Genomic DNA, 24,897 nt, shown 5'->3' with positions numbered 1-24,897 from the left:
TTTAAAGCTGTTAATTAATGTCAAGTAATAATCAAATAAAATACTAGAGATTAAAATTTATAGAAAGATTTTTTGTTCACTATAACGCAAAAATTTAAAAAATTTTTTCTTCTTAGTATAGTTATCTGTATCTATATAAGGTTTAGTGACGAGTATTGGATAGCAACCAGTAATTAAGCACGCCAGACAACCTGTAAGTAGTCTATCATCAACAAGAGCCAACTCTTTTGCTTGACAATCCACTAGTTGAATTATTTTATTAAGTCCTTCTGGATATGGTTTTTTTGCTACTCCAGCAATAAACCTAATTTTAGGAAAATTAGCATTAAAATACTCGAGCCTAGCTTGGGTTGGTTTATTTGAAAGGATAAATATTCTCTCTTGGGGAAATTCAGTAACAAAATCCTTAAGCCAAAGCATAACCTCAGGATGCATTTCAGACTTACCATGACTTGCTAAAACACCATCAAAGTCTAGTGCTAAATAGTTAATTCCTTGTTGCTTTAGCAAATTAGCCGATAGTTTTATAATACTATCAATACGGTATCCTTGTGATAATCCGTGCAGTTCTTTACGATGCTTAAGCATCTCTTTTAAGGTATACAATCCACGCTGTAACATAGAGTATTCTTTTTTTAAATTTGTGTTTATTAGAGTATAGCAACAAAATAATTATTTAACATAAAGGAGTATTTTCCTTATGCTAATAAGATTTTTAACAATTTATTAGTTACAGTACTTTTTCTACTAGTTTCTTCATTAGGAATTTGCTCGCAAACAAATACTCAAACTACTAGCTAGTATAACAAAGGTGCGACAGTAGCAGCTAAGTTTAAACAGCAAACTATATAGTGGTACCAAGCAAAATACTCATTAGCTGAAATCTATAAAGGCCTCAATGACAAAATCTCTAATAACCCAGAGAACTTGTCTATCAAAGATAGTGATAAGCAATAAGACAAGTTTTTGCATGGGGTATATGGCTGGAGCAAATAGTTTAAAAAAAGTTTCCCTCTTTACTCCTAAGCTAGAAAACAACAAATTTAAGACAAACTAGCATCTTTGAGCTTTAATGCTTTTTTATAAACAAGATTTTTCTTAGCTCCAGTAATTTTTGTAACTAATTTTACAACTTTGCTAAGAGGTATATCATCAAGTAGATCTTTTAGAAGTTCATCGACATCTATTTTCAGATTATTATTATTTACATCACTGTCAAAATTACAGTCAATAATTACAACAAATTCGCCTCTTAGAGTATCTTGATTGGCTTGAAAATAATCATAAATCTGTTGTACTGAACCAAAGACAAAATTCTCAAATTGTTTAGTAAGCTCTTTTGCTACAACAATATTAGCATTAGGCATAAGCTCTAACAAATCTTCTAAAAGATAGTTTATTCTATGTACTGACTCATATAATATTACTGTTGTATTTATTTGTTGAAACTCACGAATCTGTTGTTGCCTTTTGCTCTGCTTAGCTGATAAAAAACCTTTAAAGATAAAACTATCTGAAGGCAAACCCGCTGCTGATAAAGCAGTAATCACTGCACTGACTCCTGGTATTGGGACAACTTTATAGTTTTCTTTACGTAAACTCGCTACTATCTTATAACCAGGATCAGAAATTAACGGTGTACCTGCATCGCTTACTAAAGCAACAGTCTTAGCTGCATCAAAAAGCTCCTTGACATATTGCACACGCAACTCTTCATTAAAATCATGGCACGAAACTAACTTCTGATTATTACGGATATTAAGACTTGCTAAAAGCTTTTCTGTAACTCGGGTATCCTCCGCTAGAATTATATCAACATTACTTAGAACATTTAACGCTCGATAAGTGATATCCTCTAAATTACCTATAGGTGTAGCAACAACATAAAGTGTTGCTTTTTCTAAATTATTCACCTAACATCTCCACTAAGTTTGTAACATCTCCTGCACCTTGGATCAATACAACCGTATCATCATCAACAAGCTCTTCTAAAAAGTATATTGCATGATCAAAACTATCAGCAAGTAGACATCGAGATAATCCTTTAACAATATCTTGGCTCTGTGCATCTTTTATAACTTGTTCACCTGCTGAGTATGTCGGCAATAGAATTAGCTGATCTGCTAATGAAAGAGACTTTGGCCAATCTTTTATCAAATCTCTATTACGCGTATATCGATGTGGCTGAAAAACATGAATAATTTTCTTATTCGGATATTTGTCCCTAACTGCGCTTAAACTATTAGCTACCTCAACAGGATGATGTCCATAGTCATCAATAACAGTTACTTGATGCCTTGAGATTACCTTCGTATAGATATCAAATCGTCTTGCTACTCCAGCGACTGTAACTAGTGCCTCGCTAATATCCTCATATTTAAACCCTAAATCAAGACAAGCAATAATACAAGCTGTCGCATTTTGAACATTGTATCTACCTGGCAGCTGGAGCTTAAAGCTTAAGTTATTCCCTTTATAGCTAATTTTAAAACAAGTAACTTCATCAACAATATGATAGTCATATATTTGTACATCAGTATTGGCAGAAAAACCATAGCATGTAATATTTTTGTCTAAAAAAGTATATTTAGCTAATAAATCTCTACAGCCCTTATCATCAGAACATAGATAAATACTCTTTACAGTTTCTTTACTAACAAAATTTGCAAAGTTCTCAAGTAGGTTTTGATAACTGTTGTTATAAGTTACCATATGATCCAAATCAATATTAGTAACTAACACCACCTGTGGGTTTAGAAAAAGAAATGAAGCATCGCTTTCATCGGCTTCGATAACTAGTTTATCAGTACCATTAACTTGTGTATTCGAATATGCATATTTAACAACTCCACCAACAACAAAACTACTACGTTTATCCAAATGACAGAATAATGTTGCCAAAATACTTGAGGTAGTTGTTTTGCCATGCGTACCAGTAACCGCGAGACTATAGTTAAAGTCTTTCATTAAAACAGCTAAAAACATCGCTCTTTGTAAACACTGTATTCCTAAAGTTCGAGCTTGTGATAACAATGGATGACTACTAAGTATAGCACTTGAGTATACAACAATGTCATAATTTGTAACATCAATACCACTGGGGCTAGTAAATATTGCTATTCCTAAAACTTCAAGTTTCGCTGTTAATTTATTTGGGATACTATCATAACCAGCAACCTCAGCACCAAGCCTTTTAGCTGCAATAGCCAAAGCCGATACTCCAATACCACCAACCCCAAGAAATAGTATTTTTTTGTTCAAATTAACCTTCTATAGCAACTATGCTAATAATGATTTGATATACAACATTTTAGCATAATCTTAATTCTTAATCACATCCGCGCCAGTATTTAAACACAGCAATACTTAGCTCATTAAGCATACCTTTACCATCTGCCGCTGCTACATTATGAGCTTGACACCATTTTGTAAAAATAGTGCCCCCATCAGCATACATTAGATCATACGCAAAAGCATTTTTATTAAAATTGCTGTCCTTTAAAGGAAGTAACTCACCATAAATACTTGATGATGTTGAGTTAATAACTATATCAAAAGAATCTCTAACATTATTAAAATCTATAATCTTAATTTCAGCATCAGCTTTAAAAATCTCCTTAATAGCTTCAGATTTTGCTTGCGTTCTATTTGTAATACTTAGAGATAATGGTGATTCTTTAATGACTGCCGCGACAACTGCCTTTGCTGCTCCACCAGCACCGACAATCAGCACTTTTTTACCAACAAAATCAATCTTATAATTATTTTTGATATCATTAACTATACCAAGACCGTCATAATTCAAAGCAATCATTTTACGCTCAACTGTGAATATAATATTACTGGCTGCCTTAACAGCTCTAGCGGTAGTATCAGCATCATCTGCCAAGGCAAAAACTCTCTCTTTATGTGACACAGTAACACTTAAGCCCTTAATCTGAGGATTATCTCTAAATTCTTGAATTTTTGCTTCTAAGTCTTCTGGTGCAACTTCGATAGCAGTAAAAAGCATATCTTGGTTATATTGTTGTGCTAGCTTCATTTGAATAGTTGGCGATAAGCTATGTTTCACTGGAAAGCCAATAACATGATATAGATCTTTCATAAACAAAAACTCCTAAAAAGTTATTTGAAGATTATAGCATAGTAACAATGATTAACTTGAATACAAAAGAGAAAATAAATATTATAGAACTACGTAATTAATATAACTAAGAAAATGAAAAAATATCTATTTTACTTATTTGAGGCCTTTGTTTTGCAACTGGGTTTGGTGGTGAAATAACTACTAATAACTTACCAACTCAAAGCAACAGTGGTTCTACCGTAGCAACAAGCACAGTAACTGCAAAAACTGAAATAATTAAGCCCTAGTGGTCATGCTACACCAATGGCAATGCATGCAACACCAACTCCTTTAGGTAAAGATGTAAGAGAAGACAATATTCCAGTCATAGATCAGCCAAAGTAACAACAATAGCTAGTTGGCTCAGACTCATCAACATGGACACCTGCGTACCGTAAAAGTCAAAAAGTTTAAAAAATGCTTAAGTACCAAAAACTATAAAGGGTGACAACGCTATTGTTTCCCTACTGAGCAGCCTAAAGAATGCCCCGATGAATCATGGGATAAGCTAAGTAAAATGAACCTAATAACATGCTCAAACCCAAGCAAATAGTATTTGACTAATTTGAGTTTTTTCTATAAAATACCGGAACTATTTCTGTAATGTATTAATAAATATTAGAATTTTAAAGAGGAAAATAAAATGAAAAGAACATTCCAACCTTCAAATCTAAAAAGAAAGAGAACTCATGGTTTCCGTGCTCGCATGAAAACTTTAAGTGGTAGAAAAGTTATCAGAAACAGAAGAGCTAAGGGTAGAGCCAAGCTTGCTGCATAATTTTTGTCTAACAAAGCAAAATATCCTTGATAAAAGTGAGATTCAACAAGCTTTTGATAGCGTAGAGAACAAATTAGGCACACCACACTTTACATTTCTTTTAAGCAAAAGAAGTATAAAAGAAGCCGGTTTGTGTGTGATCTTGACAAAAAAAAACATAAAAAAGCTACCAAAAGAAATCTTTGTAGAAGAGTAATTAAAGAATCGTTTCGCTTACACAAGGAGCTCTTAGATCATAAAAGCTTGATAGTGCTAAGTAAAAAAACAACAGCTCAAGCTACTAAGGAAGAGTTGTGGCAGTCTATAACAGAATTCGAATACTTTTTAAAAGAATTACACTAGTGCCTTTTGTGACACTAATCAGCCTATATCGCTACTGTATCAGTCCTTTCATACCTGCTAGATGCAAATATTATCCAACTTGTTCAGAATATGCTCTAGAAGCTCTGAAAACTCATAGTATACTAAAGGGATTGTACTTAACTACACGTAGGCTCTTAAGGTGTCATCCACTCTCAAAAAGAGTTTACTACGACCCAGTTCCTTGTAAAAATAAAAAAGGTTAAAATAAACAATGAAAGCTAATCATATAAGAATATTACTGTTAGTCACAATAGCAATAATGTTTATCTCGTTGATAGGAAAATGGGAGCAAACATTTCCTACTGATAATACTAAACAGCAAACATCAGAAACACAAAACAATAGTCATTACGACAATACAGACCCAACCACAAACACTAATGTAACAGCGACTGATGCAAAAAATTCTCTAGCTAAAGAAACTAATTTTTCTAAATATGATAATGCTAAAAGTGTCACGATTAATACTGGCGTTTTCAAGGATGTAAAAGTTAGTCTACTAGATGGTGCAATAATATCAACGTCATTAAAGAACTATAGTGTCAGTCTTGATGATAAGACTCCAATGAATATACTTACAGATAAACCAGGTTCTGAATATATTGCTAAGAGCACGGTAGTTGTAAATAAGCAGCCTATCAGCATCAACTTCGAAGACCAAAGTATCAAAACGGAAAGTGGTAAACAGATTCTAACTTTAACTGGTAATGCTGATGGCTTACAAGTAACTAGAACTTACACCTTTGATGATACTAAATACAATATAACAGTATCACAAAGCATCACAAACACAAAATCAGTACCAGTTAATATCATCGTTGATGACTCACTTGCTAGAGATTTTGATCCTGCTGGTGATAGCTTTAGTTTACTAAATGCTCATAGCTATACTTTTACAGGTGTTGCATACTCTACAGCTAAAGATAGCTTCAGAAAAGAATCCTTCAAAGAAATCTCAAAAACTAATGGTCATCCAACAGTTATAAATAGTGATGGTCAAGGTTGGGTTGCGTTTTTACAGCATTATTTTGTGAGTGCTTGGATACCACAATCTACTAATGCAAAAATCTATTATAAGAACCTAAATGGTGAAATATTTGAGGCAGGAGCATTTACAGGCGCTACAATAGCACCAAACCAGTCAGAAAATATCTCTTCTATTTTATATACTGGTCCGATAATCAAGGATAACTTAATAGACTTAGCACCAAATCTAGAAAAAACTCTCGACTACGGAATGTTGTCTTTCTTCTCAGAAATAATTTTCTGGGTTATAAATCATATACATTCACTAGTTAGTAACTGGGGCTTAGCAATTATTTTAGTAACTTGTCTAATTAAGCTTATTTTCTATCCTCTTTCTGCAAAGAGCTATCGTTCTATGGCAAAGATGAGAATGCTACAGCCTAGAATTAAGCGTTTACAAGAAACATACAAAGATGATCGTCAAGCTCTAGGTAAGAAAATGATGGAACTGTATAAAGAAGAGAAAATAAACCCACTTAGCGGCTGTTTACCTATGGTTATACAGATTCCTATTTTCATCTCATTGTACTGGGTATTACTTGAGTCTGTAGAACTAAGACAAGCGTCTTTCATCTTCTGGATTCATGATCTATCGATGAAAGATCCTTATTTTGTACTTCCAGTGCTAATGGGATTATCGATGTTTTTACAACAAAAACTATCACCAGCTCCTGCTGATCCTATGCAAGCAAAGGTAATGATGTTCTTACCAATAATATTTACATTATTATTTGCATCATTCCCATCTGGTCTAGTACTATACTGGCTGACAAACAACCTAATTAGTATTTTACAACAGTGGATTATTACAAGACACTATCAGGATACTCATAAAAAATAAATATACATGAATAAATCTCTACTTAAACCAAAATACTGGGGTATATGGATTATAATTTTGATTGCTAAGATTACAGTAAATATACTTCCATACAAAATACTAATGTATCTTGCAGTTGCTATTGGCTACTTAGCAAAGCCACTACTCAAAAAACGCCAACAAATAACTATAACTAATCTTAAGATTGCTTTCCCTGAAAAATCAGATCAAGAAATAAAAAAACTAGCCGACGCAAGTTATAAATCAGCAAGCATGGCTGGTTTTGAAAGTCTAATTGCATGGTTTATGACCAAAAAGAATTTTAGCAAAATCCATTTTGATAACGATCTAAGATCATTTGATGAAATTCATTATGATAAAGATAAAACTCTTCTGGTACTAGGTTTTCATTTTCACTGCCTTGAGATAGCTGGTCGCTATATCGGTGAAAACTATAGTCCTTTTACTGTAATGTACCAGTATCATAAAAAACCTCTGATGGAATATATCATTACATCATCACGCAAAAAGTATGTTAGTGAATGTTTTCAAAGAAAAAATATCATCGCGGTTATCAAAAGCTTAAAAAGAAAAGTTTCATTATGGTATGCTCCCGATCAGGACTTTAGAGAACATATAGTTTTTTCACCATTTTTTGGCAAGCTTTGTACAACCCTAACTGTAACACCATGGCTAGCAAAAAAAACAAACACTACTGTTATTCCAGCCTACTATATCAGAAAGCCAAATCTCTCTGGATATAGAATTATAACTGGAGAGCCTATAACATTTAGCGGTGATGAATCCAAAGATGCTTTATTAACGAACAAAACTCTTGAGGAAATAATTAAAAAACACCCGGAACAATATCTATGGCAACATCGTCGCTATAAAACAAGGCCACCAGGTGAAGAAAAAATTTATTAGTGTTTATGATTGCCAAAGTGTATGTTAAAATACCAGTAGCGTTTGAATGTTAAGAAACAAATGAATAATAACAAGCTTAGTCCTAAAAATTGGGGAATTTGGATTGTCGTTGGTATAATGAACTGCGGCTCGAAATTACCTTTATTTACTCATAAATATATAGTTTTAGCTATTGGATTTATTATTAAACCTTTTCTAAAAGGTCGTAATGATATCACTCGGGAAAACTTTAAGATAGCATTTCCTGAGAAATCTAATAAAGAAATAAAAAAACTAGTTAAAAAAAGTTATTATTCTATGGTATTATCTGGGGCTGAGACCACAGCAGCATGGTTTCTTTCTAAAAAAAAGTTTAATAAGATAGAGTTTGAATGGGAATCAGGTTCTAGAGAAAGATTCGAAAAGTATCACAATGACCCTGAAAAAAAACTAATTATCCTAGGTTTTCACTTTCATTGTATCGAGATAATTGGTAGATATATGGGGCAAGAGTTCCCATCTTTTACAGTAATGTATCAAAAAAATGGTAATGACCTTATAGAAGATTTAATTAAAGAATATCGTGAAAGAAGTCTGTACAAATGTCTTGACAGTAAAAACTTTGTTTCTGTGATTAGAAGTCTAAAAAAAGGTTATACGATGTGGTACGCTCCTGATCAAGACTTTGGCTTAGAAAGTACTGGATTAGAAAATTCAGTGTTTGCTCCTTTCTTTGGTAAATTATGCTCGACTTTAACTGTGACTCCTTGGCTTGCACAAAAGACAGGAGCTGTTGTAATTCCTGCATACTATGTTAGAGAAAAATGTCTAAAAAAATATAAAATAGTTACTGGAGAACCTTTCGGATTTACGGGTGACGCCTATAAAGATGCTGAAATGACAAATAAATTCCTAGAGGATGCGGTAAGAAAATATCCAGAACAATACCTATGGCAACATCGTCGCTACAGAACTAGACCAAACGGCGAGCCTCAAATATATTAGGGCTTTTATAAATGTTAGATAAAAAGGCTTTTCTTTAGTTGAATTAATGGTGGTAATAGCAATTATAGCTATTCTTGTATCTATAGGTGTACCTATATATAACAGCTATCTACTAAGAAACCACCGTAGTGAAGCAATATCAGAACTATTATCTGCTGCAAATGCTGCTGATAATTATGAAATCCGTTATGGTTCTTTTCCTTTAGGGAGTAACATCAATAGTTTTTATCGTGCAAATACACAAAATAATTATTATAGTCTTACGTATTGTTCTGGAGAACAACAATGCCCTAATGTAAGCTATGTAATAACAGCTACAGCACAAGGTGCCCAAACAGCTGATACACCATGTACACATATTGAGATTGAGGTTAATGGTGACATAGTGAATAAAACCCCTGCTGAATGTTGAAATTAATTTATTTTATTATAAAAAATACGTTGAGGATTATTAAAAATGACTAGTTATAGTACTAATGAGTTTAAAGGTGGTTTAAAAGTTTTAATTGACGGTAACCCAATGGTTATAGTTGAGAATGAGTTTGTCAAGCCTGGTAAGGGTCAAGCATTTAATAGAGTTAAGCTTAAAAACTTACTTAATGACAGAGTAGTTGAAAAAACTTTTAAATCTGGTGAATCTGTAGAAGCCGCAGATGTAGAGGAACTAACAACTGTATATTCATACTTTGATGGCGATAACTATGTATTTATGCACCCTGAGACATTTGAGCAATATATGGTTTCTGAAGAAGCTCTTGGCAAAACAAAAAAATGGCTTAAAGATCAAGATGAATATCAAGTAATTCTTTTTAATGGTCAGCCTATTTCAATTACTGCACCAAACTTTGTAAACCTTGAGATTATCGAAACAGATTCTGGTTTAAAAGGTGATACCGCTGGAACAGGAAGTAAACCTGCAACACTATCAACTGGTGCTGTTGTTAGAGTTCCTCTTTTTGTACAAACTGGTGAGGTTGTAAAAGTTGATACGAGAACATCAACTTATGTATCCAGAGTCAAGGATTAAGCATGCAATCAGCAGATAATCTAATCTGGATTGATCTTGAAATGACAGGTCTTGATGCCGATAACTGTAAAATTATCGAAATAGCCGCAATTATTACCAATAAAGACCTGAATATAATTGCTGAAGCTGAGCCAATTGCAGTTTATCAACCTGATGAAGTTTTAGCCACTATGAATGAGTGGTGTATAAAAAATCATCGAGAGACAGGTCTTACACAAAGAGTTAAAGATAGTGAAATCTCTACAGAAGCTGCAGAACAACAGGTTTTAGAATTTATAAAAAAGTTTGTACCGTACCAAAGCTCACCTTTATGCGGTAATTCAATTTGGCAAGACAGAAGATTTCTTGCAAAATATATGCCAAAGATAGATGATTACTGTCACTATAGAATGCTAGATGTCACGACTCTAAAACTACTTAACGAGTATTGGGGCGATGGTAAAGTTTTTGAGAAAAAAAATACTCATAAAGCTTTAGATGATATTCGTGAATCAATTGCTGAGCTAAAATTTTATCGACAAAAACTTTTATCATTAAAAGAATTATAACAAATGAGAAAAATACTATTTTTAATGACTGCTAGCTTATATAGTAGCTAATGTATGATGTACCCTCTTGGTATATCTGATGAGACATAGCAAAAAATGACTCCGCAGCAACAGGCTGAAGCATATCAAAAACAAGCTGATATTGACATATTGACGCTAAACAAAGAGCTCAAGAATTAGCCTATAAACAACAACAAGCACAACAAATAGCTTATATCAAGACTAACCTAAGATATGGCGAGTATATTCAGTGTGTTGATGATAGTGGTAAATATTAAGGCATTTATCAATGATTGGAATAATGATATTCAAGCATTTAGTTTTGATGCGATAAAATATAAAACTACGATTGCTACTTTAACTTATTATCGCAATAATGATAAGTTCTTCAGCAACACTCAAAAGCTCTATATATTTCATTTACAGAGACTCAAATCAAAATATGTAAAACTGAGAATGCTTTTTCAGATGGTTGCTCAATAATAACTGCAACTTTACCACAATATAAAAAAGGTATTAAGGTAAAGATATCTTCATGGATAATAAAAGCTTATGCTTAATGTGACATGATTTATAATGATAACCATAATCATAACACTCAGTATTCAAATATACTAAATATTTGATAATAATTATCATTATTATATCTACCAATTAATAATCATTTTGATATAATAATCCCACTTTCTTTAGAGAACCTATACTATAAATCCCTGAGAACTGATTATGAAATATGCTTTAGTTGGCAATCCAAATTGCGGTAAGACAACAATTTTTAATGCCCTGACAGGACTTAACCAAAAAGTTGGTAACTGGTCTGGAGTAACCGTTGATAAGAAAACAGGTTTTTTAAACTCAAAAGATAAAAAAATTGAAGTTGTTGATATTCCAGGAATTTATTCATTATCAGTATCAGATGCAAACTCTATTGATGAACAAATAGCTTATTCTTTCATAGTTAAAGAAAAACCAAATGCTATTATTAATATTGTTGATGCTTCTAATTTAAATAGAAGTCTTTATCTAACTATGCAGCTTATTGAGCTTGGGCTACCAGTTATATTAGCGGTTAATATGATCGATGTTGCAAATAAAAAAGGGGTAATTATCCACCATGATAAATTAGAGAAGGCACTAGGTTGTAAGATTTTACCAATTGTTGCCGCAAGAGGTATTGGTATCAAAGAGTTAAAAGAGACCCTAGCAGATCAACAAAAAGTTTCAAGTTTTGACATAAAAAGTTACTATCCAGAGTTAGTCGCTGATTTAGCGCAACAAATAACTACACTAAGAAATGATGATATTGGTAGTCTATGGCTTGCTACTGAACTACTTGATGGTAGAGAGCTACAACTATCACAAGAGACCACAGCTAGTCAATTAAATAAGTTAAAGATTTCCTCTCAAGCAAAACCTCAAATTGATGTTGCTAAAATTAGATATAATGCTGTCGCTGAAATTGTAGCTAGCATTACTGAAAATAAAAAGGTTTCTAGCTTTAACTTTACCAAAACTCTAGATGCACTTTGCATGAATAAATATTTAGGGGTACCAATATTTTTACTGATGATGTATCTGATGTTTTTATTTTCAATTACATTAGGTGGGGCAATACAGCCAATATTTGATGATTTATCTCATGCTATTTTTGTTGATGGCTTGGCATATTACTCAAATATGCTGGGTCTACCGACGCCTGTTACAGGTATTATTGCAAATGGCTTCGGGACAGGTATCAATACCGTACTAGGATTTATTCCTCAGATTGGTTTTTTATTTATATTTTTGTCAATATTAGAAGACTCTGGCTATATGTCTCGAGCTGCTTTTGTTATGGATAGATTCATGCAATCGATTGGTTTATCTGGTAGAGCCTTTGTGCCACTAATTGTTGGCTTTGGTTGTAATGTCGCTTCGATTATGGCAGCTAGAACTTTAGAAACACGTAAAGATCGCTTGATGACTTTAATGATGTCTCCATTTATGTCTTGTGGTGCAAGGCTTGCGATATTCTCGGTATTTGCTAGTGCATTCTTTCCTCACAATGGCGCTACTATAATATTCTTGTTATATTTAGCTGGAATAGTTGGGGCTATAATTACTGGTTACATTATTAAATTCACATTTTTAAAAGGCGACACAGCACCATTTATTTTGGATATTCCAAACTATCATACGCCATCATTTAAAACAGTGATGATCTATAGCTGGAATAGACTAAAGTCGTTCTTAATTAGAGCTAGTAAAGTTATTGTTCCTGTAGCTATAATTATCGGTAGCTTAAATAGTATATATATTGGTAATAAAACCACAGCACTTGAATATGCTGGTAAAAAAATCACGCCAGTTCTAAACCCTATGGGTATAAATGATGATAACTGGCCAGCAACTGTAGGCCTAATAACTGGCACACTTGCTAAAGAAGTTGTGGTTGGAACATTAAATACAATTTACACTCAAGGTGAGGATAATGTCATTCCTGATGAATTTAGCCTAATAGATAGTATCAAAGAGTCTTGGAATACTACTATTAATAATATCAAAGATATAGATCTAGCGACTCTTATAAACCCGATAGAAGCTAGTAAAGCTGATGCTAGTATGGATAATGGTGCGATGGGAAATATGGTAACAAAATTTGGTTCACTATCATCTGCTTTTGCTTACCTACTCTTTGTATTATTATATATACCTTGTATTTCTGTTGTTGGAGCAATGGTAAGAGAATCAACGCGTGACTGGGCAATTTTGTCGGTACTTTGGAGTGTCTCTATTGCATATATAGCTGCTGTTGTTGTTTATCAATTACTCAATATAGCTGCGCATCCTAGTAGCTCTATAATCTGTATTAGCCTAGCTATGGCATACATCATTGGGATTGTTTTCTTAATGAAATATTTATCAACAAAAATAAATTTTGTTGCAAATCTAACTGGCTGCTCTAGCTGTAGTAGTAAAAAATGCTCTTAATAGTATCTTCTCGCTTATAAAAATGATTTAAAGCATGCATTCCCAATCTTTATATTTTTAAAATTAGCTAACAAAAAATCTTTAATCCACTATAATAAATATGCTACGATTAACTTTAGGTATGCTTGAGAGTATACTTAGCGCCAAATTAATTTACAAAAAACTTGAGAGGAGTTTTTATGCCGAAGTTTGTCTATGCCTTTATTGAAGGCAATAAGTCTATGCGTAATTTGTTAGGTGGTAAAGGTGCTAACCTCAGTGAAATGCTAAATAGAGGTCTGCCTGTACCAGATGGATTTACCGTAACTACAGAAGCATGCCTTAAGTACTATGATGACCGTCAAAAGTTAAGTAGTGAAGTCAAAGAACAAATATTTGCTCATATCAAAGATTTAGAGAAAAGAAGTGGTAAAACTTTTGGTGGTGGCAACAATCCTCTGCTAGTATCAGTACGCTCTGGTGCAAGAGTGTCTATGCCTGGGATGATGGATACTGTCCTTAACCTAGGATTAAATGATGAAGGTGCTAAAGCTATGGTAGCAAAAACAAATAATGAACAATTCGTTTATGATAGCTATAGAAGATTCATCATGATGTTTGCTGATGTTGTTATAGATTGTGAAAAGAAACCTTTTGATAAAATTTTAGAAGATAAAAAAGCAAAACGAAAGGTAAAAAATGACTGTGATCTGCCTGCTCAAGATTACAAAGATATCGTTGTAGAGTATAAGAAAATTTATAAAGATTTAGTTGGTAAAGACTTTCCTAATGATCCAGTTGAGCAACTTCTGACTGCTGTAGAAGCTGTTTTTAAATCATGGAATGCTGAAAGAGCAATTATTTATAGAGAAATAAACAATATCTCAAATAACTGGGGCACAGCTGTTAATGTCCAAGAAATGGTATACGGAAACTCTGGTAATAATTCTGGAACAGGGGTAGCCTTTACAAGAAATCCATCTACTGGTGAAAATGAGCTTTTTGGTGAATACCTAATTAATGCTCAAGGTGAGGATGTCGTAGCTGGTGTCAGGACTCCAGCACATATCTTAACTTTAAAAGATAAAATGCCAGAAGTATTTAATGATTTTGTAAAAATTGCTAAAAACTTAGAGAAAGTTTACAAAGACATGCAAGACATGGAGTTTACTATCGAAGATGGTAAGCTTTTCATGCTACAAACAAGGAATGGTAAAAGAACTGCAAAAGCAGCTTTAAAAATTGCTGTAGATATGGCTAAAAAAGGTCTAATCACAAATGAAGAAGCAGTGATGATGGTTGAGCCTCATTTATTAGAACAGTTATTACATCCTAAATTTGATGAGAAAGCTTTAGCATCTAAACGTCCTCTTGGTTCAGCTCTTGGCGCTTCTCCTGGTGCTGCTAGTGGTAGAATATATTTTGATGTTGAATCACTACTTGCAGCAAAAACGCGTGGAGAAGAGAAAACTATCCTAGTTAGAATTGAAACATCACCCGAAGATATCGCGGGTATTAATGCTTGTAATGGTATTTTAACTCTGCGTGGTGGTATGACTTCTCACGCTGCTGTTGTTGCACGCGGGATGGGTAAATGTTGCATATCTGGTTTAGAATCAGCAAGAATTGATGAAGAAAAGAAAACTATTACATTTCAAAGAGGTCAAGTATTTACAGAAGGTGACTACTTATCTCTTGATGGGACTAAAGGTACTGTCTATAGAGGCATTATTAAGACTGTCGATCCTGAAGTTACTAAAGATTTTGAAGACTTTATGAAGTTCGTTGATAGTGTGCGTAAACTTCGTGTTAGATGTAATGCTGATACTTTCAAAGATGCTGCTATAGCTAGAGCTTATGGTGCTGAGGGAATTGGTCTGTGTCGTACAGAGCATATGTTCTTTGAAGAAGATCGTATCTCTTATGTCAGACAAATGATTTTGGCTAAAGACAAAAAAGAAAGGCAAAAAGCTCTAGACAAGCTACTTCCTGTGCAACAGCAAGACTTTGAAGAGCTATTCGAAGTAATGGATAACCTTGCAGTAACTATTAGATTTATCGATCCACCGTTACATGAGTTCTTACCTCATGAAGTACATGAGATCGATGACCTAGCACGTGAGTTTAATATTAGCTATAGTGAACTAGAAGCGCGTATCAAGGCACTTAGCGAAGTAAACCCTATGATGGGTCATCGCGGCTGTAGATTAGCAGTAACATATCCTGAAATCATTGAAATGCAGACTAAAGCTATCATCTATGCTGCAGTATCAAGTAAGCGTATGGGTATAGAAGTTAAACCAGAACTTATGATTCCTCTGGTTAGTACTCTTGGGGAGTTTAAACTCTTAAGTTGTATCGTTAGAGAAGTTGCTGACACTATCCTAAAGCGTGAAAAAATTGATATTGATTACAAAGTTGGTGTAATGCTTGAAACTCCGCGTGGTGCTATCGGCGCTGGTATGCTTGCAGAAGCTGGTAGTGAGTTTTTCTCATTTGGTACAAACGATTTAACTCAGATGACATTTGGCTTTAGTAGAGATGATGCTAATAAGTTTATTAAAGACTATCTTGAAAAAGGTATACTAAGCTTTGATCCATTTGCAAGACTAGATCCTAAAGGAGTTGGTAAACTAATGCAAATAGCTAAAGAAGGTGTCAAAGCTGTAAACCCTAATGCTAAGATGGGTATATGTGGTGAACATGGCGGTGAACCGTATTCTGTTGGCTTTTGCCATGATTTAGATCTTGATTATGTATCTTGTTCGCCATTTAGGGTTCCTATCGCAAGATTATCAGCAGCTCAAGCAAAGATATATGCTGATCGTAGATAAAACATTTTCCTCTAAGCAAAAACTTTTCATATTAATCATGCATTCGGCATATGCAAAGACATATAGAGAGCAGTTGCTCTATAGTCAAGACATTCAGTATTATTGGAGTCTGTTATCCCTATATTTTCTCAAAAAATTAAATCTCAAAGTAATCAATTACTCCTTTTACTCAGCAAAAATCTCCTCTGTCTTTAATAAATAAACCTATTCAAAAAAATTTAATAATCATAAAATGCTGATCATCAATATGTTAGATAAAATATGGAAAATGGTGAAATTATCTCCTATGAAGATGCAAAAGTTGGTATAAATACTCACTCTTTACACTATGGTTCATCTGTGTTTTAGGATATAAGAGCGTACGATACGTACGATACCACTAATGGTATAACTGTTCTTAAACTAAAAGAGCATATGTAAAGATTTATGTGTGTCAAGCTGTATTAGATACCGTCAAAGCTAGTGGTAAAAATCATGTTATATAAAACCTTTAGCATATTATGCTGAGGAAGACGTTAGTGTTCTACCTGTCAAAGATCATCCTGTTGATATCGCTATTTATTGTATAGATATGGGTAAATATATGGCTGCAGATAAAGTTTATATAAAGGTTAGTAAATATATCAGAATTCACTCACGCTCTAGTGTATGTGATGCAAAGATAGGTGGTCATTATGTCAATAGTATCTTAGCTTTTAGAGAGACTCTTGATACTTCACTATCATGAATCTTTACTACTTGATGCTGATGGCTTTGTAGTTAAAGGTGCTGCAATGAATATCTTTTTTATAAAGGATAATAAAGTCATAACAACATCTCTTGGAACTATACTAGACGGTATAACTAGAAGGCTTGTAATCCAAATCGCTAAAGATCTAGGATACAAGGTTACTGAGCGCCTATTTAAGTTGATGAGCTATAATAAAATGCTGATGAGGTTTTTTTCTGTAGTACAGCTGCTAAAATAACTCCAGTAGCTAGCATTGAATGATGATAAAATTCCTGAAGGTCAAAGATGTATTAGTACATATCAATAGAAACTTAATTGGTCGTCAAGGCAAAGGAAGTATAACCCATCTTGCATATTATCACCACAGACAGTTACTGCTAGTGCTGTTATGGGTAAAATTTGTAGTGTTGATAAATTAAATAAGGAGCTATAAAATGCAAGCTTTTTTAAAAAACTAACATCTAGCGCAGTTCCTTCATGGTTAAGTGATATTGATACGGACATGATTATCCCCGCTGAATTTTTGACTCAAACAACAAAGGATGGTTATGGTAAAAGCCTATTCTATCGTTTAAAAGAGAATTATAAGATTATTCTAGCTCGAAAATATTAATTGCTGGAAATAATTTTGGTTGTGGTTCATCTAGAGAACATGCTGTTTGGGCTTTAACCCAAGCAGGTATCAAAGTTATAATTACACCATCTTTCTCTGATATATTTTTCAATAATGTTGCTAAAAATGGCTTACTGTTGATATCTTTGGATGAAAATACTATTAAAAGTTTATGTGATAAAGCAGAAAATCCAAAATTCAGTATGACTGTTGATTTACAAGACCAAACAGTTACTGCTGATGATAATACTTATTACTTTGATTATGATCCTTTTCGTAAAAACTGTCTTATTCGAGGGCTTGATGATATAACTTATCTTATTATAATAAAACAGTTTGAACAATCACAAAGAGGCTAAAATGGAAAAAAATATCGCTATATTAGCAGGTGATGGCATAGGCCCTGAAGTAATGGTATCAGCAATCAAAGTTCTTGATGCTATTGCTAAAAAATATAATCATAAATTCAACTACACAGAAGCTTTAGTGGGGTGGTACTGCTTATGAGAAACACAAAAATTACTGCCCACAAGAAACTTTAGAAATATGTAAAAACTCAGATGCAACACTTTTTGGCTCAGTTGGAGGCCCCTGTTGGGGCTCAAAATGATGAGAAATGGCAAGGCTGTGAAGCTAATAGTATTCTAGCTCTTAGAAAACATTTTAGTTTTAATATAAATATCCACCCAATCAATTTGATATTATGGTTATGGCTAACATTTTTGGAGATATCATCTCTGATTTAGCCTGTACCGCCAGACTCAATTGGGCTAGTACCATTTGCATTTCACAAATCTTATCTGCATCATTAATGCTTTCTTATTCATTTAGATTAGTATCAGAAGTACAAGATATTGCTAACGCAATTAATCTAATTCTTGAAGATAACTTTAGAAGTCAAGATATATATACTCAAGGAAATAAGCTAGTATCTACTAAAGAGTTTACTGATGGGATTTATAAGATTTTCTCTTATTTTATCCTAAAGAAATATCATGTTTTTTAGCTATATTAGTCGCTAGCTTGGCTAACAAAACATATACAATACCCAAAACAATAGTTATCACATCTAACCACAAAAAATAATTTTGATAAATACTTAGACTAACAGAAGAATCAATTTTACCATTAGGTATTATGACAAGTTGTCCTAATTTCCCTGACAAAACACCTCCTAGGACAACTGCTAGTATGAAAAAGCCCATACCAAAGGTTACGATTTCTTTTCTAAAATAAATAGCTATCATAATGCCGTAACCAGTAGTTCTGCTAATGCACCAAAAAAGAAATATACAATCATCCAATTACCATTAACAAAGCCTTTTATTTGAGTAAACTTTATCACTACATATAAACTCAATGGAGCTATACCCACAATTATAGTGCCGACCGCATACTTATATGGTATACAAAATAGCTAATACTAGACTTAACACAATTAGCTAAAAAGAATCTAGTGCTGCATAAGTTGCTGGAGAAACACTAAAGCCAATTAAATAAAGATCAACATTATGTTTTGCAAATAGCACTATGATTGAGAACATCTGACTGTAGACAATAAAGTAAATAATTGCATCAACAACTAAAACCATCCGACTATCTGGAGAATTTTTCTTTAAGATTTGTGGTATTTTTTGCATCATTAAGCATATACACAAAAGTTAATAGACACACAGCTATAATCAAATACAAAGATATATCTGTAATCTGGAACAAGTAATAACAGATCAACAGTTGTGCTAGGTAGGCTAGAAAAATTAAGCTTTTGGTTTTTTAAATAATGCTCATACAAAAACTTAATAATAGTTGTTTTCATATCAATATTAAAAATAACTCTGTAATCTCTTTTGATTACAACTCAATTAATGATGGTCAATTTAGACTACAACATAATGACAGTATTCTTGAATGTGTCGCGATAGTGTCGACAACACTAAAAACAAAATATTACCATGTTGAATGGTCATTAGTAGCTGGTCAAGAATATATTTTCAAAATAGTTAGCAATATGCAAAACTTGAGTATCCAAAATGGTTGGATATAGATGCTAACTTACTTGAGACAGGTGGTATGTGCTTTAGCTTACAAGCTAATAGATTTAAATCATATCATTCGCATGATAATAGCGACATACACAATACTAAGTGCTTATAGTATCATTTTACTGCTAAAAAAGCTTGGATGAATGATCCAGACGGTTTAGTTTATTTCAAAGGTAAATACCATATGACCAGCATTACCCTTATGGTAAACATACAACAACGCTACATTGGGGACATGAAGTACCTACAGACCTTGTTCCCTGGCAACATCTAACTATTGCTATTTATCCACACAATGATCAATGATAGATATATCGGTGGAGCTTTTTCTGGTAGTGCAATGATTGTAAATAATGAGCTTTATCTTGTTGATACAGAACATTTTGAAGATTTACAAAACTCACCAAATATTTTCATACAAAAACAATTTCTAATAAAGAGAAAAGATGCTATTTTTTTCTCAAAGCCTACAAAAAATAATAAATCGCAAGTCAGATTTCTGCTCTTATAATTTTAGAGATCCTAAAGTAGGGTATGATATTTTAAATGCATTATCTTATAATTGGAACTTATGCGAATAGCTACTAAAGTGTTGTACTGTATAGATCTGATGATACTGAGAGCTGGGATTTTCAAAGTATTTTATTTCAAGAAAAAACTATTTCTGGTAGAACACTAGAGTGTCTGATTTATTTTATTTAGATGGTAATTATGTGTTGATACTATCTATTTTTGTAAAGATAACAAAGACTTTAATTATCAGTCGTTTTATTATATTGGTGATTTTTATAGTAAGCACTTTAGTGCTAAAACACCAGCTAGATGATATTGACTCTGCATAAGAGTTTTATGCTCCTCAAACTTTTGAGGCTAATGGTAATAGATATGCAATTGGTTGGATGAACTGTTGGCAAGATTATAAAAACCCTGCAAAAGAAGACTCCGCTGGTGCAATGAGTCTAATCAGACAGCTTAAAGTAAAAAATAATAAGCTCATATCCTACCCTGTAGATAGCTATAAAGAGCTTAGAAAGCAATATTAAATTTAGCTCAGAAAATCAGTGGCATTTAGATCTTTTAGAAGATAATCAAGGATTTGTTTTTAATATTTGCTATCAAACTGCTCTGAACTTATGCCTCAAGCTTTTATAAAAGATATAACTTCTCAACATATATCTGTAGATATATTCTTAGATACAACTAGTATTGAGCTCTTTGTCAATAATGATGAAGAGTCAATTAAAATGCGATTTGAGGCATCTCAGACACTAAAGAATATATTAAAAATAAAAGCTCATGATCAAAATAATCCAGCTATTAACTTATAAGAGCTTAATTCAATATGTCAATAAAAACTAGAGAACATATCAATAGCATCTATCAATACAAATAAACAATTCATAACTTTTATAGTTCCTCAGAGGTTAAAGTTGAGGGCTGTAAACATTTACTTTTTTGCAGCATTTATTACTGGAGGTTTTGGCGTAATACTTGGACTGGTATCACCACAAATTTCATCTCATTATAATGTTAATGTTTCACATATTGTCTATATTGATGTTTTAAATATATTGCGGCTTTTGTGGTAGGTAATGCTTTAAGCTCAAAAACAATGAGTTCTCTAAGCTGCAGGAAAACTCCTACTAATTGCACTGGCAATTGGTGTTATCGTGCAATTTACTATAGCTGCTAGTTAGCCTTTATATATCTACGCTATTTTGAGCTCTTTTAAATTGGTACTTTGTTGGTCTACTCGTAACCTCCTGTTAGTCAAACAATACATACAGCATACAAGCAATAATGGTAAGAGTGAATCACGTTTGAATGTTTTAAACTTTTTCTTTGGTGCAGGCTCTGATTTTGTACCTTTTATTGATAGTCATATAGTACAGCAATTCTCTTAGCAAGCTGTGTTTATTGGTATGGGTAGTTTGTATTTAATTTTATTGATAACTATAACTTTGGCAAAATTTGAAGAGAAAGACACCGTAAGTATCAATAAGCAGCTAAATAATCAGTCTAACTCCAGCAATAATGATCTATGTATATATCGAATATATTGTCTCATACTGGTTCTCACCATACTTACAGGGAGCAAAGTATATAAAAGTTACCGATGTCTGTCTTATCATCGGCTTATTTTGGGGAATTATTGCTCTTTCACACTTAGTTGTTGCCTTGCTTGTGCTGACAAAAATAAAGCCTGTGGTGTATATTATTATTTAATTGCTAATACTCTTAGCTGGATTTATTATAGGAGGTGTTATCTTAGGCTTTGGCTGTGCCGCAATGTTTCCAACACTTTTAGGATATGGAATTAACAACACTAACTACTCTAGCCCAAAAGTTTCTTCCTATTTGATAATGTCTGGTTCTATAGGTGCTTCGATATATCTATTTATTTCAGGTTCTTTAGGTGAGCATATAGACAAGCAAGTGCCTATTATACTTGGTCCAATACTTTGTTTAATCATAATTGTTTTAGTTTTTATAGTTTATATAAGAAACAAAAAACTGGTATATAGATAGTTGTAGTGCTTGATATATAACAGGGATAAGCCAAACTAATAACCCTAACATTAAAACACCTCTTAGGGCATTTTTTATACTGGGATTATTATATTTTAGAAAATCCCATGTATGAATAATTGCTGATAAGCTAAAAAATGTTAAACAATATAAATAATAATGTAGCATCTGCATACACTCCCCAGTCTTTAAAATAAATAAAAATCGCCTAGCTATAGCTAAATTATTTACTCCTGACTGTAGCTAATAAAAGTCGCTAGCTTGTTACTAAGAGACTTTGCTGACTCTTGAGCAAAAAAATTTCCTCTATTGCTAAAAAACCTGACATAGCTAAAACTACTATTAAAGTGTTATAGTGTAATTCTTTTAAGGGATTTTGATCAAATAAGTATGAAATAAAAAAGCCGCCAATAACTATGGTAGTTATAAGTACAATCTCTATAATTTTGAAATCATCAGTAAAGTATTAATCATTTAATTTATTTTTTACACTATACTGCTATTTAACCCAAATTATTTATTAATCATCATAATAAGTCTTATACTGTATGAGTTATTTTTTGATACAATCTAAAAATATTTATAAATTTTCTAAAAATAGCCTGCTTAGTATTATTCAAAGAGTTAATTGTGCAAATGTAATAGTTGATAATCAAAAAGTTGCTGATATAAATAAAGGTATCTTAGCACTAGTCTGTGTTGAGAAGGAAGATACTGACTAAAATTTTGAAAAAATGGCTGACAAAATCCTTAAGTATCGAATATTTGAGGATGATACTGATAAGATGAATCTATCGCTTACTGATATTGATGGAGAAATAATTATTGTACCACAATTTACCCTTACAGCTGATATAAATAAAGGTAATAGACCAAATTTTAGTAGTGGTTGCCCTGCTGAAATAGCGAAACAGAAGTTTAAAGAATTTGAAAATATCTTTAGAAAAAAATATAACAAAATTCAAACAGGAATATTTGGCGCAGATATGAAAGTATCATTCACTAATGATGGTCCTGTAACTTTTAGTTTTAATGCATAAATATCCAAAAGAAAATTTGTATAATTGGTGGTAATGGTGAGACGGGTTAGATGACTCAGAATATTTTTAGTAAATTTTTGCCTGAATACAAACTGACTATTTTTGATGAAAGTAATTGGTAAAATCCTCAACAAAAGCTAACTAATCAAGATATTGTAATACTATCTGTACCGATATATCTAACAGCAGAGATTATCAAAAAACTATACCTTACTTTTAAGAAGGTACTATATTAGCTGACTATACTAGTATCAAAAAAGAGCCTTTAGGGGAGACTATGCCCACTAATTATAATGGTCCTTTGGTTGGACTACACCCTATATTTGGACCAACTATTAGCTCACCTGAAAATCAAGTGATTGTAGTCTGCGATGGCAAACAGCAAGATAAGTATCAGTATTTTATTAATGATCTAGCTAGAATTGGTTTTAGTATCGAGAAAATGACAGCTGAAGCACATGATGAGGAAATGACTTTTATCCAAGGTATTGAACACTTTAGTGTTTATTGTTTAGGATTGTTTCTTAAACATAAAAATATTGATATTCATAAGAAGCTAAAACTTGCTAGCCCTGTTTATAAAATGGAGCAAAACATTGTAGGTAGGCTTTTTAGTCAAGTCCATAGCTTATATGCTGATATTATTATGTCAGATAAACAAAGACAACAAACGATTGCTGAATTTGCTGATCTTGTAAATTCTAATGCTAAAAAAGTCTCTCAAGGAAACAAGCAAACTTTTATTAAGAATTTCAAAGCAGTAAAAGAATGGATGGATTATTTTGCACCGCAATCTTATAAAAATACTGATAGGTTGTTACTTAAAAAGAAAGGCTATTAATCTCTTTAACTAACTTTTTACCCCTTATAGGATTAAACATTATTGAGCTTAGAGATAAATGATCCGCTCCAGCTTCGATATATTTCTTAGCATCGTCTAATGTATAAATACCGCCGCCGCCAATGATTGTGATACTATCACCAAACACCTCTCTAGCTTTTTTAATTGCTGGTAAGCTGTACTCATGCAGTGGATAGCCTGAAATACCCCCTTTATCTGTTGGGATAGTATTACATAAATGAAAAATTGTAATTCCTACTGCAATATATTCTCTTATTTTAGTGTTGTGATCGACAGTTGGTGGCATCTTGATACTGATATTTCTACCAGCAAATATTGGCGCTAATTCAGCTGGGAAATCAATAATAATAGCATTTGGACAACCAATATTAATCTCAATATTTTTATAATTTGCAAATTTTGGTAGATTTAAAGTTTTTGCAAAACTATACCAGTCTATTATTTCTAATGCTGCTAGAGATATTATATCTTGAGCTTTTTTAGGTGGATTAGCATTTGCAAGCCCTGGATTACGCAAACCAATCTTATTACACCATGCGTTTTTATCTATTTTACGAATGGTTTTGAGTGCTTGTTTGATAAGTCCCCAACGTCTATTTACAGTAAAAGAACCATAAACGTTCGAAGTCTCTTTGAATTTAAGATACTTACCAAACGGTGGCGAAATTATTATTCTCTTAAGATCTTTATTTTGCATTT

General features: G+C 32.7%; 23 protein-coding genes and 8 pseudogenes. 23 read left to right on the top strand and 8 right to left on the bottom strand.

Annotated elements, in window-relative coordinates:
* Positions 1-57: 57 nt before the first annotated feature.
* The 4 genes from C9379_RS02220 to C9379_RS02205 form a co-directional block, all read right to left on the bottom strand.
* Positions 58-621 (bottom strand): YqeG family HAD IIIA-type phosphatase, encoded by a 564-nt coding sequence (locus C9379_RS02220; RefSeq protein ID WP_143384764.1) that lies wholly within the window; start codon positions 619-621, stop codon positions 58-60.
* Positions 622-1,043: 422 nt separating this feature from the next.
* Positions 1,044-1,913, bottom strand: coding sequence for a 16S rRNA (cytidine(1402)-2'-O)-methyltransferase (gene rsmI, locus C9379_RS02215; protein ID WP_143384763.1), 870 nt, complete (start codon positions 1,911-1,913; stop codon positions 1,044-1,046).
* Positions 1,906-3,261, bottom strand: coding sequence for a UDP-N-acetylmuramate--L-alanine ligase (murC, locus tag C9379_RS02210; RefSeq protein ID WP_143384762.1), 1,356 nt, complete (start codon positions 3,259-3,261; stop codon positions 1,906-1,908). The genes rsmI and murC overlap by 8 nt, the downstream gene beginning before the upstream one ends.
* Positions 3,262-3,328: 67 nt before the next feature.
* Positions 3,329-4,105, bottom strand: coding sequence for a shikimate dehydrogenase family protein (locus C9379_RS02205; RefSeq protein ID WP_143384761.1), 777 nt, complete (start codon positions 4,103-4,105; stop codon positions 3,329-3,331).
* Between the two features lie 176 nt (positions 4,106-4,281).
* Here C9379_RS02205 and C9379_RS02200 point away from each other — a divergent pair.
* The 19 genes and pseudogenes from C9379_RS02200 (at position 4,282) to C9379_RS02110 (ending at position 18,731) form a co-directional block, all read left to right on the top strand.
* A pseudogene (locus C9379_RS02200) lies at positions 4,282-4,679 on the top strand (hypothetical protein).
* 90 nt (positions 4,680-4,769) lie between these two features.
* Positions 4,770-4,904, top strand: coding sequence for a 50S ribosomal protein L34 (gene rpmH / locus C9379_RS02195; protein ID WP_003014180.1), 135 nt, complete (start codon positions 4,770-4,772; stop codon positions 4,902-4,904).
* 72 nt (positions 4,905-4,976) lie between these two features.
* Positions 4,977-5,246: a ribonuclease P protein component gene (locus C9379_RS02190; RefSeq protein ID WP_143384988.1), complete on the top strand. Its 270-nt coding sequence runs from the start codon at positions 4,977-4,979 to the stop codon at positions 5,244-5,246.
* Positions 5,222-5,470, top strand: coding sequence for a membrane protein insertion efficiency factor YidD (gene yidD, locus C9379_RS02185; protein ID WP_318263351.1), 249 nt, complete (start codon positions 5,222-5,224; stop codon positions 5,468-5,470). The genes C9379_RS02190 and yidD overlap by 25 nt, the downstream gene beginning before the upstream one ends.
* An 8-nt stretch (positions 5,471-5,478) precedes the next feature.
* Complete coding sequence (gene yidC, locus C9379_RS02180; protein WP_143384759.1) at positions 5,479-7,134, top strand: membrane protein insertase YidC; 1,656 nt, start codon at positions 5,479-5,481, stop codon at positions 7,132-7,134.
* A gap of 6 nt (positions 7,135-7,140) precedes the next feature.
* A complete protein-coding gene (locus tag C9379_RS02175; RefSeq protein WP_143384758.1) occupies positions 7,141-8,040 on the top strand; it encodes a lysophospholipid acyltransferase family protein in 900 nt (299 codons plus the stop codon).
* Positions 8,041-8,100: 60 nt separating this feature from the next.
* Positions 8,101-9,024: a lysophospholipid acyltransferase family protein gene (locus tag C9379_RS02170; protein WP_143384757.1), complete on the top strand. Its 924-nt coding sequence runs from the start codon at positions 8,101-8,103 to the stop codon at positions 9,022-9,024.
* A 22-nt stretch (positions 9,025-9,046) separates the two neighbouring features.
* A pseudogene (locus tag C9379_RS02165) lies at positions 9,047-9,436 on the top strand (type IV pilin protein); the annotation flags it as partial.
* 45 nt (positions 9,437-9,481) lie between these two features.
* Positions 9,482-10,051, top strand: coding sequence for an elongation factor P (gene efp, locus C9379_RS02160; RefSeq protein ID WP_143384755.1), 570 nt, complete (start codon positions 9,482-9,484; stop codon positions 10,049-10,051).
* 2 nt (positions 10,052-10,053) lie between these two features.
* Complete coding sequence (gene orn / locus C9379_RS02155; RefSeq protein ID WP_143384754.1) at positions 10,054-10,599, top strand: oligoribonuclease; 546 nt, start codon at positions 10,054-10,056, stop codon at positions 10,597-10,599.
* Positions 10,600-10,833: 234 nt separating this feature from the next.
* Complete coding sequence (locus C9379_RS02150; protein WP_318263307.1) at positions 10,834-11,082, top strand: hypothetical protein; 249 nt, start codon at positions 10,834-10,836, stop codon at positions 11,080-11,082.
* A gap of 243 nt (positions 11,083-11,325) precedes the next feature.
* Positions 11,326-13,569 carry a Fe(2+) transporter permease subunit FeoB gene (feoB, locus tag C9379_RS02145; RefSeq protein WP_143384753.1) on the top strand — a complete coding sequence of 748 codons (2,244 nt, stop codon included), beginning with the start codon at positions 11,326-11,328 and terminating at the stop codon, positions 13,567-13,569.
* A gap of 179 nt (positions 13,570-13,748) precedes the next feature.
* On the top strand, positions 13,749-16,382 hold the full coding sequence (gene ppdK / locus C9379_RS02140) for a pyruvate, phosphate dikinase (RefSeq protein WP_343377503.1): 2,634 nt from the start codon (positions 13,749-13,751) through the stop codon (positions 16,380-16,382).
* A 247-nt stretch (positions 16,383-16,629) separates the two neighbouring features.
* Positions 16,630-17,370: pseudogene (locus C9379_RS02135) on the top strand (aminotransferase class IV); the annotation flags it as partial.
* Positions 17,360-17,545, top strand: a pseudogene (locus tag C9379_RS02130) (aconitase family protein); the annotation flags it as partial. The pseudogenes C9379_RS02135 and C9379_RS02130, both read left to right, overlap by 11 nt.
* Positions 17,546-17,602: 57 nt before the next feature.
* A pseudogene (gene leuD / locus C9379_RS02125) lies at positions 17,603-18,084 on the top strand (3-isopropylmalate dehydratase small subunit).
* A gap of 1 nt (position 18,085) precedes the next feature.
* Positions 18,086-18,232, top strand: a complete 147-nt coding sequence (locus tag C9379_RS02120) for an isocitrate/isopropylmalate family dehydrogenase (RefSeq protein ID WP_318263306.1) — start codon at positions 18,086-18,088, stop codon at positions 18,230-18,232.
* 37 nt (positions 18,233-18,269) lie between these two features.
* Complete coding sequence (locus C9379_RS08695) at positions 18,270-18,335, top strand: hypothetical protein (RefSeq protein ID WP_425536916.1); 66 nt, start codon at positions 18,270-18,272, stop codon at positions 18,333-18,335.
* Between the two features lie 201 nt (positions 18,336-18,536).
* Positions 18,537-18,731 (top strand): hypothetical protein, encoded by a 195-nt coding sequence (locus C9379_RS02110; RefSeq protein WP_318263304.1) that lies wholly within the window; start codon positions 18,537-18,539, stop codon positions 18,729-18,731.
* On the opposite strand, the gene C9379_RS02105 is transcribed toward C9379_RS02110, so the two are convergent.
* The 3 genes from C9379_RS02105 to C9379_RS02095 form a co-directional block, all read right to left on the bottom strand.
* Positions 18,703-18,972 carry a hypothetical protein gene (locus C9379_RS02105; RefSeq protein WP_318263303.1) on the bottom strand — a complete coding sequence of 90 codons (270 nt, stop codon included), beginning with the start codon at positions 18,970-18,972 and terminating at the stop codon, positions 18,703-18,705. The two genes, C9379_RS02110 and C9379_RS02105, sit on opposite strands and share 29 nt — an antisense overlap.
* Positions 18,969-19,100 carry a hypothetical protein gene (locus C9379_RS02100; protein ID WP_318263302.1) on the bottom strand — a complete coding sequence of 44 codons (132 nt, stop codon included), beginning with the start codon at positions 19,098-19,100 and terminating at the stop codon, positions 18,969-18,971. The genes C9379_RS02105 and C9379_RS02100 overlap by 4 nt, the downstream gene beginning before the upstream one ends.
* Before the next feature lie 67 nt (positions 19,101-19,167).
* On the bottom strand, positions 19,168-19,368 hold the full coding sequence (locus C9379_RS02095; protein WP_343377502.1) for a POT-type proton-dependent oligopeptide transporter: 201 nt from the start codon (positions 19,366-19,368) through the stop codon (positions 19,168-19,170).
* A 137-nt stretch (positions 19,369-19,505) separates the two neighbouring features.
* Here C9379_RS02095 and C9379_RS02090 point away from each other — a divergent pair.
* The 4 genes and pseudogenes from C9379_RS02090 to C9379_RS02075 all read left to right on the top strand — a co-directional run bounded on the left by C9379_RS02090 (position 19,506) and on the right by C9379_RS02075 (position 24,177).
* A pseudogene (locus C9379_RS02090) lies at positions 19,506-21,095 on the top strand (glycoside hydrolase family protein).
* A gap of 42 nt (positions 21,096-21,137) precedes the next feature.
* A pseudogene (locus C9379_RS02085) lies at positions 21,138-22,296 on the top strand (MFS transporter).
* A 602-nt stretch (positions 22,297-22,898) separates the two neighbouring features.
* A pseudogene (gene dtd, locus C9379_RS02080) lies at positions 22,899-23,336 on the top strand (D-aminoacyl-tRNA deacylase).
* Positions 23,337-23,613: 277 nt separating this feature from the next.
* A complete protein-coding gene (locus C9379_RS02075) occupies positions 23,614-24,177 on the top strand; it encodes a prephenate dehydrogenase dimerization domain-containing protein (RefSeq protein WP_318263300.1) in 564 nt (187 codons plus the stop codon).
* Here the strand turns inward: C9379_RS02075 and C9379_RS02070 are convergent.
* Positions 24,158-24,895, bottom strand: coding sequence for a diguanylate cyclase (locus tag C9379_RS02070; protein WP_143384750.1), 738 nt, complete (start codon positions 24,893-24,895; stop codon positions 24,158-24,160). The two genes, C9379_RS02075 and C9379_RS02070, sit on opposite strands and share 20 nt — an antisense overlap.
* Positions 24,896-24,897 lie beyond the last annotated feature (2 nt).

The organism is Francisella-like endosymbiont (genome assembly GCF_003069505.1).
Lineage (GTDB): Bacteria > Pseudomonadota > Gammaproteobacteria > Francisellales > Francisellaceae > Francisella.
This window is presented reverse-complemented; position numbering and strand designations above follow the sequence as displayed.

What these genes read in the sequence shown, in the direction of transcription:
- C9379_RS02220 (WP_143384764.1), bottom strand. Translation starts at nt 621, where the DNA reads ATGTTACAGCGTGGATTGTATACCTTAAAAGAGATGCTTAAGCATCGT.
- C9379_RS02205 (WP_143384761.1), bottom strand. Translation starts at nt 4,105, where the DNA reads ATGAAAGATCTATATCATGTTATTGGCTTTCCAGTGAAACATAGCTTA.
- rpmH (WP_003014180.1), top strand. Translation starts at nt 4,770, where the DNA reads ATGAAAAGAACATTCCAACCTTCAAATCTAAAAAGAAAGAGAACTCAT.
- yidC (WP_143384759.1), top strand. Translation starts at nt 5,479, where the DNA reads ATGAAAGCTAATCATATAAGAATATTACTGTTAGTCACAATAGCAATA.
- C9379_RS02175 (WP_143384758.1), top strand. Translation starts at nt 7,141, where the DNA reads ATGAATAAATCTCTACTTAAACCAAAATACTGGGGTATATGGATTATA.
- C9379_RS02170 (WP_143384757.1), top strand. Translation starts at nt 8,101, where the DNA reads ATGAATAATAACAAGCTTAGTCCTAAAAATTGGGGAATTTGGATTGTC.
- efp (WP_143384755.1), top strand. Translation starts at nt 9,482, where the DNA reads ATGACTAGTTATAGTACTAATGAGTTTAAAGGTGGTTTAAAAGTTTTA.
- orn (WP_143384754.1), top strand. Translation starts at nt 10,054, where the DNA reads ATGCAATCAGCAGATAATCTAATCTGGATTGATCTTGAAATGACAGGT.
- C9379_RS02150 (WP_318263307.1), top strand. Translation starts at nt 10,834, where the DNA reads ATGGCGAGTATATTCAGTGTGTTGATGATAGTGGTAAATATTAAGGCA.
- feoB (WP_143384753.1), top strand. Translation starts at nt 11,326, where the DNA reads ATGAAATATGCTTTAGTTGGCAATCCAAATTGCGGTAAGACAACAATT.
- ppdK (WP_343377503.1), top strand. Translation starts at nt 13,749, where the DNA reads ATGCCGAAGTTTGTCTATGCCTTTATTGAAGGCAATAAGTCTATGCGT.
- C9379_RS02120 (WP_318263306.1), top strand. Translation starts at nt 18,086, where the DNA reads ATGGAAAAAAATATCGCTATATTAGCAGGTGATGGCATAGGCCCTGAA.
- C9379_RS02110 (WP_318263304.1), top strand. Translation starts at nt 18,537, where the DNA reads ATGCTTTCTTATTCATTTAGATTAGTATCAGAAGTACAAGATATTGCT.
- C9379_RS02105 (WP_318263303.1), bottom strand. Translation starts at nt 18,972, where the DNA reads ATGATAGCTATTTATTTTAGAAAAGAAATCGTAACCTTTGGTATGGGC.
- C9379_RS02095 (WP_343377502.1), bottom strand. Translation starts at nt 19,368, where the DNA reads ATGATGCAAAAAATACCACAAATCTTAAAGAAAAATTCTCCAGATAGT.
- C9379_RS02075 (WP_318263300.1), top strand. Translation starts at nt 23,614, where the DNA reads ATGCCCACTAATTATAATGGTCCTTTGGTTGGACTACACCCTATATTT.
- C9379_RS02070 (WP_143384750.1), bottom strand. Translation starts at nt 24,895, where the DNA reads ATGCAAAATAAAGATCTTAAGAGAATAATAATTTCGCCACCGTTTGGT.